The 7,400-nt window shown below is 68.4% G+C and carries 8 protein-coding genes; 7 read left to right on the forward strand and 1 reads right to left on the reverse strand.

From position 1 onward, the window contains the following. The 5 genes from BM031_RS16540 to BM031_RS16560 all read left to right on the forward strand — a co-directional run bounded on the left by BM031_RS16540 (nucleotide 1) and on the right by BM031_RS16560 (nucleotide 4,741). Complete coding sequence (locus BM031_RS16540) at nucleotides 1-801, forward strand: SDR family oxidoreductase (RefSeq protein WP_091875664.1); 801 nt, start codon at nucleotides 1-3, stop codon at nucleotides 799-801. 44 nt (nucleotides 802-845) lie between these two features. After that, nucleotides 846-1,496 carry a tetratricopeptide repeat protein gene (locus BM031_RS16545; RefSeq protein ID WP_091875665.1) on the forward strand — a complete coding sequence of 217 codons (651 nt, stop codon included), beginning with the start codon at nucleotides 846-848 and terminating at the stop codon, nucleotides 1,494-1,496. Nucleotides 1,497-1,508: 12 nt separating this feature from the next. After that, entirely contained in the window at nucleotides 1,509-2,174 is a 666-nt protein-coding gene (locus BM031_RS16550; protein ID WP_091875681.1) for a response regulator transcription factor, read from the forward strand. Continuing rightward, nucleotides 2,171-3,559, forward strand: coding sequence for a sensor histidine kinase (locus BM031_RS16555; protein WP_091875666.1), 1,389 nt, complete (start codon nucleotides 2,171-2,173; stop codon nucleotides 3,557-3,559). Before BM031_RS16550 ends, BM031_RS16555 begins: the two co-directional genes overlap by 4 nt. A 66-nt stretch (nucleotides 3,560-3,625) precedes the next feature. Beyond that, nucleotides 3,626-4,741: a 6-phosphofructokinase gene (locus BM031_RS16560; protein ID WP_091875667.1), complete on the forward strand. Its 1,116-nt coding sequence runs from the start codon at nucleotides 3,626-3,628 to the stop codon at nucleotides 4,739-4,741. Between the two features lie 58 nt (nucleotides 4,742-4,799). Here the strand turns inward: BM031_RS16560 and BM031_RS16565 are convergent, their stop codons facing one another. Continuing rightward, nucleotides 4,800-5,624 carry a universal stress protein gene (locus BM031_RS16565; protein ID WP_091875668.1) on the reverse strand — a complete coding sequence of 275 codons (825 nt, stop codon included), beginning with the start codon at nucleotides 5,622-5,624 and terminating at the stop codon, nucleotides 4,800-4,802. A 463-nt stretch (nucleotides 5,625-6,087) separates the two neighbouring features. Here BM031_RS16565 and BM031_RS16570 point away from each other — a divergent pair, with 463 nt between their 5' ends. Next, nucleotides 6,088-6,954: a hypothetical protein gene (locus tag BM031_RS16570; protein ID WP_091875669.1), complete on the forward strand. Its 867-nt coding sequence runs from the start codon at nucleotides 6,088-6,090 to the stop codon at nucleotides 6,952-6,954. Next, on the forward strand, nucleotides 6,951-7,301 hold the full coding sequence (locus BM031_RS16575; protein WP_143084617.1) for a hypothetical protein: 351 nt from the start codon (nucleotides 6,951-6,953) through the stop codon (nucleotides 7,299-7,301). Before BM031_RS16570 ends, BM031_RS16575 begins: the two co-directional genes overlap by 4 nt. Nucleotides 7,302-7,400: the final 99 nt, after the last annotated feature.

The following is a 7,400-nucleotide window of genomic DNA, read 5'->3' on the forward strand; positions in this document are numbered from 1 at the left end:
ATGGCCGCCCATCCCGCTCCCCGCCGCTACCGCGCGGTGCTCACCGGCGCTGGCGGCGGCATCGGCGCCGCGATCGCGCGCGCGCTCGCTCCCCATGCCGACCTGCTGGTGCTGGTCGGACGCCAGCGCGCGCCGCTCGAGGCGCTGGCCGCCCAGCTGGGCCAGTGTCCGGTGCTGATCGTCTGCGGCGACTTGTGCGAAGCGGCCACGCTGGACGCGGTGGCGGCGGCGGCGCGCACCGCCGGCGGCATCAACCTGCTGGTCAACAACGCCGGCACCAGCGGCTTCCACGCCTTTGAATCGCAGAGCCCGGAAGCGATCCGGAAACTGGTGGACACCAACCTGCTGGCGCCGATGCTGCTTACCCGTACGCTGCTGCCGCTGCTCGGCCAGGCCAGGACGGCCCAGGTGGTCAATATCGGCTCGGTCTTCGGTTCGCTCGGCTTCCCCGGCTTTGCCGCCTACGGCGCGGCGAAGGCAGGGCTGGCCGGCTTCTCGCAGGCGCTGCGGCGCGAGTTGTCCGACAGCGCCATCGCGGTACGCCACTTTTCGCCGCGCGCCACCCGCACGCCGATCAACAGCGCCGCGGTGGACGCCATGAACCGCGAACTGGGCACGGCCGAAGACAGTCCAGAGGCCGTCGCCGGGGCCTTCATCCGTTTCCTGGACGGCAGCGCCGGCCAGCGCACCCTGGGCGCGAAGGAACGCTTTTTTGTCCTGCTCAACAAACTGCTGCCCGGCCTGCCCGACAACGCGATCCGCAAGCAGCTGCCGCAGATCCGCAAGCATCTGCCGCGCTGACACCGGCGCCGGCAGGCCAGATTCATCAACCTATGGAGAGTGTCATGAAACAATTTGCGCGTGCGCTGTGGACAGCCGCCTTCGCCGCCTTCCTGCCCTTTGGCGCCGCCCACGCGGGCAGCGCCGAGGATGTCGCCCGCCTGCAGCAGGAGTGGGCCCAGATCAAGTACCAGTCGCCCGCCGCCAGCCAGGAGCAGCAGTTCGAGCGCCTGCGCGCCCAGGCCGAGCAGATGGCCGCGCGCGAGCCCGGCAGCGCCGAGCTGCTGGTCTGGTACGCCATCGTCGAATCGTCCTATGCCGGCGCGAGGGGCGGGCTGGGCGCCCTGAAGTACGTGGAGCACGCCAGGAAGAGCCTGGAGCAGGCGCTGGCGATCGATCCCCGGGTGCTCGACGGTTCCGCGTACACCAGCCTCGGTTCGTTGTATTATCAGGTGCCGCGCTGGCCGATCGGGTTCGGCAACGACCAGAAGGCGCAGGAATTCCTGAAGAAGGGCCTGGCCGTGAATCCGGACGGAATCGACCCGAACTTCTTCTACGGGGACTACCTGTTCCGCAAGGGAGACTACGACGGCGCCGAGCGCGCGCTGCGCAAGGCGCTGCAGGCGCCGGCGCGTCCCGGGCGCAAGATTGCCGACGACGGGCGGCGCGCCGAGGCGGCCGCCCTGCTGGAACAAATCGCGGCCAAGCGCCGTTAAGTGGAGGGCAGCTTGCGGCTGTTGCTGATCGAAGACGATGAATTGCTGGCCAGCGGACTCAAGCTGGCCCTGCGCCGCGCCCACTACCAGGTCGAGCACGTGGGCGATGGCCATGCCGCCCTGGCTGCGTTGCGCGACAACCCGTTCGACCTGGCGGTGCTCGACCTGGGGCTGCCCGGCCTGGACGGCACCCAGGTACTGCAGGCCTTGCGCGACGAAGGCAATGGCGTGCCGGTGCTGATCCTGTCGGCGCGCGACGCGATCCGCGACCGTATCCTGGGCCTCGACCTGGGCGCCGACGACTACCTGGTCAAGCCCTTCGAACTGGACGAACTGCTGGCGCGCCTGCGGGTGCTGGCGCGGCGGCGCCAGGGCCGGCCGGTGAACCGGATCGCGCTCGGCGCGCTGGTGCTCGACCTCGACCGCCAGGACGCTACCTGGCGCGGCGAGGCGGTGGAGCTGCAGCGCTTCGAGTTCATGCTGCTGCGGCACATGGCCGAACAGCCGCAACGCGTCTTCAATCGCGCACAGCTGGAAGAAGCCCTGTACGGCTGGGGCGAGGGCGCCGAAAGCAATACCATCGACGTCCATGTGCACCACCTGCGGCGCAAGCTCGATCCCGGCGTGGTCAAGACCATCCGCGGGGTCGGCTACCGCCTCGGCGACCTGCAGCCATGAGCACCCGCAGCTATTCGAGCCGGCGCCGGCTGGTGGCGGCGACGCTGGTATGCATGCTGCTGATCTTCGGCGGCATCGGGCTGGCCGCGCACACGGTGGCGCGCGAGGAATCGGAGGAGCTGTTCAGCGCGCGCCTGGCCACCTCGGCGCGGGTGCTGGAAGCCCTGATGGCCAAGCAGCTGGAAGTGGCCACGCTGGCGCGGCCGCTGATCGTCACCCTGCCGCCGGAACTGGAAGCGGACACCAGCAACGAACCGGAAGCGTTTGGTCACCGCTACGAAACCAAGGTGGCGTTCCAGGTCTGGCGCAACGACGGCACGCTGCTGGCGCGTTCGGCCTCGGCCCCGGACGCCGCGCTGGCGCCGCTGCGCGCGGGCTTCAGCGAGCACCTGGTCGGCGCTACCTTGTGGCAGGTGTTCGTACTGCGCTCGGGCGGGATCTGGGTGGTGACCGCCGAGAAGGATGAGGTACGCCAGGAACTGGCGGACTACATCGGGATGTCGATCATCGCCCCCCTGATCGTCGGCGGCATCCTGATGCTGGCGGTGGTGAATTTCTTGCTCCTGCGCAGCATGCGGCCCCTGTCCGAACTGGCAAGCCTGATCGCGGCCCGCAAGCCCGACTCGCTGGAACCGGTGCGCCTGGCCGAAACCCCGACCGAACTGGCCCCCATCGTCGTCGAGCTGAACCAGCTGCTCGACCGCATCCGCGCCGCGTTCGAGCGCGAGCAGCGCTTCATCAACGCCGCGGCGCATGAAATCCGCACCCCGATCGCCGCAGTCCAGCTGCACCTGGAGAACGCGCTGCACTCGAGCTCGGAGCCGGAGCGCGGTAACGCCCTGGCCTCGGCCCTGGCCGGCGCGCGCCGCACCAGCAAGCTGGCCGAACAGCTGCTCGCGCTGGGCCGGATCAGCTCGCGCAGCGACGCCTACCAGCAACAGCGCGTCACCCTGGGCCCCTTGTGCGGCGAGGTGATCGGTACCATGGAACCGCTGCTGGCACGCCGCGGCCAGGCGATCGAACTGGATACGCGCCAGGAATGCGCCACCTGGGGCGAACCTTCGCAGCTGCGGCGCCTGCTGCAGAACCTGATCGAGAACGCCTCGGTCCACGGCGCGGCGCATGGCGAAATCCAGGTGCGCCTGGCACGCCAGGGCAACTGCGCCGTGATCAGCGTGGCCAACGATGGCGTGCCGATTCCCACGAGCGAGGCCGACAAGCTGTTCACGCCCTACTACCGGCTGCCGGGCGCTGCGCCAGGGGGCCATGGACTGGGCCTGGCCATCGTCAAGGAAATCGCCGACCAGCACCAGGCGCTGGTCGGGATCGGCCGCAAGCCGGACGGGCAGGGTACCGTGGTCGAGGTGCTGCTGCCGGCCTTGTGATGGCGCGCCGAGGCGCTACCATGAAGTAAGCCAGTCCCGGTTCGCATGTTTGATGGAGGGTCCGCCATGACAAGCCCGATTTCCCGCATCGCGATCGCCACCGGCGGCGGCGACGCTCCGGGGCTGAATGCGGTCATTCGCGCGGTAGTCCTGTCCGCCACCCGGCTCGGCTGGGAATGCCATGGGATCCGCGACGGTTTCAACGGCCTGCTGGCCCCCGGCCAGTGCGACGGCGACCCGGTGCTGCGCCTCGATGCAAGCGCGGTACACGGCATCGGCCACCTGGGCGGCACCATCCTCGGCAGCACCAGCCGCGGCAACCCAATGCGCTTCCCGGTCGAGCAGCCCGACGGCAGCGTGGCCGAGCAGGACCTCAGCGACGAACTGGCGGCGCTGTGCCGCGCCCGCGGTTTCGATGCCCTGGTCGTGGTCGGCGGCGACGGTTCGATGGCCATCGCCGATTGCCTGCGCGGCAAGGGGCTGGCGGTGGTGGGCGTGCCGAAGACCATCGACAACGACCTCGACCACACGATCCAGACCTTCGGCTTCGACACCGCAACGGGCTTTGCGACCGCCTGCATCGACCGCCTGCATACCACTGCCGACAGCCAGCACCGCGTGATGGTGGTCGAAGTCATGGGCCGCTACGCCGGCTGGATCGCACTGCATGCCGGACTCGCCGCAGGCGCCCATGCGATCCTGCTGCCCGAGATTCCCTTCGACCCCGGGCTGGTGGCGGCCGCCATCGCCCGCCGCGACGCCCAGGGGCGGCGCCACGCGATCGTGGTCGTGGCCGAAGGCGCCCAGCCGCAGGGCGGCCGCCGCATGCTGGTGGCGGCCGCCGCCCCGGGCCGCGCCGAGCGCCTCGGCGGCATCGGCGCCTGGCTCGAGGCCGAGCTGGCCGCACGCACCGGCAAGGAATGCCGCAGCGTGGTGCTGGGCCACCTGCTGCGCGGCGGCAGCCCGTCCGCATGCGACCGCGTGATCGCCGCGCGCTTCGGGGCCGCCGCGGTACGGGTGCTGGCGCGCGGCGAAGCGGGCGTCATGGTGACCCTGGCCGAACACGACATCGGCACGGTGCCGCTGGCCGAAGTGGCCGGCCGCACGCGCCGGGTTCCGCTGGACGGCGACACCGTGCGTACCGCGCGCGAGCTCGGGATATGCCTTGGCGCGGAGGCTTGATGCGGCAAGCGCACGCACAGGTCCAGCTGGCGATGCGGACAAGCGCGCTGAGCCCGTATCAGTGGGCGAACAGGACCGGCACCGGGGCCCGCTCGAGCAGCAGGCGCGTGGCGCCGCCCAGCACGAGTTCGCGCAAGCGGCTGTGGCCGAACGCCCCGGCGACCAGCAGCCCGGCGCCCCAGGACTGGGCTGCTTCCAGCAGTGCGTCGCCGGCCGGCAGGCGGCCTTCGTCGTGGACCAGCTCGGCCCTGACACCATGGCCGGCAAGATACTGCGCCATTGCGGCGCCCGGTTCCGGCCCATTCAGCGCCGCTTCGGGGCCGGGAGCGACCATTACGAGGCGCACGCCGGCGGCACGCTGCAACAGGGGGAGGGCGGCGTCGATGGCGCGAATCGCCTGGGTACTGCCGTTCCACCCGATGACGATATTTCCCGTCAGTGGCGCGCCGGCATACTGGCGCGGCACCACCAGCACCGGCCGGGGACCATGCAGCGCCAGGTACTGCGGCAGGCCATCGAGGGGAGGGACTTCATCGGCCGGCTGGCCGGTGATGACCAAATCGGCATAACGCGATTGCAGCAGCATGGCGACCCGAGACTCTTCCTCCACCAGGCTTTCGTCTGGCGCCGCCATGCCGGCCGCGCGCGCCCGTTCGGCAAAGCGGGCAAGGCGTTCGCGTGCCTGCGCCCGGATCGCATCGAACTGGGCGCGCGGCTCGACATGCAGCGATCCAGCCAGCATGACCAGTGCAGGCCAGGACATGCCGGTAGCGGCGCAGCCCATTACCCGCGCGCCAAAACCATCGGCAAGCTGCGCAGCCGCCCGCACGCGGGCCTCGATGTGCGGGCTGTCGTCGACATGGACAGCAAGCGTCTTGTACATGATGCTTCCTTTCGCCAGGGCGGGAGTAGTGGAGGGGGCCTGCACGCCTGGACACGCCCCTGAGCAGATTGAGCCGGCGGACGCGACCTGTAATTGATGCAGATCAAAAAATACAATTCGATCCTAGGGAAAGCACTTGCATGCAAGCTTCAAAAGTGATGGGGCGCTGGCAGCGCCATGCGACTGGTCCGACGCGGGGGACAACGATGCGATTCAAGTCTTTCCGACGCCGGTTGACTGCAGTGGCTTGGCATGCGGGCGCACCCGATGCCTGAGCGCTCATTTTCTTTACATGAATCAAGCATGAGTATGCTATAGATGCCATATCCATAGCATACGGACCCTACTTTGCAATAAACATTGGGATATATAATGCCAATTCCAATGATCTCGGTGATACTGGGTATCATGGTGGCTGACAAACATGCAGCTTGGCTTGCATTTTCGGGGGTATGGCGCATCCATGCATATCGACGCAGTATCGTCCGGTGCGAAAGCGAACCACAACGAGGATTGGGTGTGCAGCTTCCACACGCCCGGCACCATCGACCTGGTGATCATCGATGGCGGCACCTCGGTCGCCGATGTCGACTACATCGATCGCCTGAACGGCGATGTGGTCTGGTTTGTCACGCGCTTCGCAGCCTCGCTCGGCGCCTGCATCGAGTCGGGACTTGGCCAGCACGCAGCGGTGCACGCGGCCATTGGCGCCACCTACGACGAATTTCGCGAGCGTGCCGCCGGCCAGGAGATTCCGCAACACGCGTGGCCGATCGCCGCCATGACCTGGCTGCGCTTGACGACCGATCCAGCTGCCACCAGGCTGAGCATGTACTGCCTGGGCGACTGCAAGGTGCTGATGCACACGCCGGGCGGTGAAGTGCGCGACCTCGATCCCTGGGTGAATCCGCAGGAAGCCGTGCTGAGCGTAGAAGTCGCCAAACTGCAGGCCGAAGGCCTCCAGGACAGCGCAGCGCGGCACGCACGGCTGTTGCCGATCCTGCGTGCGCGCCGCGAATTCCAGAATGCCGCCAATGACCCCGAAGCCCTGTGCCTGCGCCCGAACGGCCAGTTCCGGGCGCGCACCATCGAGGTCGACGTGCCGAACGGCGCCAGTGTGCTGGCCATGACCGATGGCTTCTACCGCCTGGTCGACACCTACGGCCTGCATACGCCCGAGAGCCTGTTCGCACTGTGCGAACAGCGCGGACTGCAGCCGGCGCTGGATGAGCTGCGGCAGTACGAAGCCGCCGCGCCGGCAAGCGCCTCCAGCTCGGTCAAGCGCGCGGACGATGCGTCCGCGATCCTGTGGCGTGCGGGGCCGGCGTGAAGGTCAGGATTCGAGCGCTGCTGTCGGTGTGCGTGTGCGCCGCGGGATGCACCTGGTTTCCCAGTGTCGGCGTCGGCTATCGTGGCACCGGCGATGCGGGTGTCGTCGAGTTCATGCGCGGGAACTACATGTCCTCGGAGGCTGGCGTTGCCACATATCTGAAACGCCATCTGGATGCTGGACTGCGGCCTGGCCAGGAAATCGACAAGGCCTACCTGGTCCAGCGGGGAGCGAGTTGTTCTGACAGCATGCCAGTCGTGTGCAAGTTCACCGGGATCGCGAACGAGCACTTCCGCGGCATGCCGAAGCAACAGGCGCTGTCACCCATGGCTGTGGATGAGGATTGAACTGTCGAGCTGCGCCACGGTCCAAACCGTATCGCCATCCACGGAGCCTTCCATGCGTTCGCCCCGCTTCAAGAAGTGGTTCGCCGCCCTGCCGGTGCT

The sequence above is a fragment of the Massilia yuzhufengensis genome, from assembly GCF_900112225.1.
GTDB lineage: Bacteria > Pseudomonadota > Gammaproteobacteria > Burkholderiales > Burkholderiaceae_D > Telluria > Telluria yuzhufengensis.

Excerpts from the sequence above, each read along its gene's own strand:
- BM031_RS16540 (WP_091875664.1), top strand. The coding sequence starts at position 1 with ATGGCCGCCCATCCCGCTCCCCGCCGCTACCGCGCGGTGCTCACCGGC.
- BM031_RS16545 (WP_091875665.1), top strand. The coding sequence starts at position 846 with ATGAAACAATTTGCGCGTGCGCTGTGGACAGCCGCCTTCGCCGCCTTC.
- BM031_RS16555 (WP_091875666.1), top strand. The coding sequence starts at position 2,171 with ATGAGCACCCGCAGCTATTCGAGCCGGCGCCGGCTGGTGGCGGCGACG.
- BM031_RS16560 (WP_091875667.1), top strand. The coding sequence starts at position 3,626 with ATGACAAGCCCGATTTCCCGCATCGCGATCGCCACCGGCGGCGGCGAC.
- BM031_RS16565 (WP_091875668.1), bottom strand. The coding sequence starts at position 5,624 with ATGTACAAGACGCTTGCTGTCCATGTCGACGACAGCCCGCACATCGAG.
- BM031_RS16570 (WP_091875669.1), top strand. The coding sequence starts at position 6,088 with ATGCATATCGACGCAGTATCGTCCGGTGCGAAAGCGAACCACAACGAG.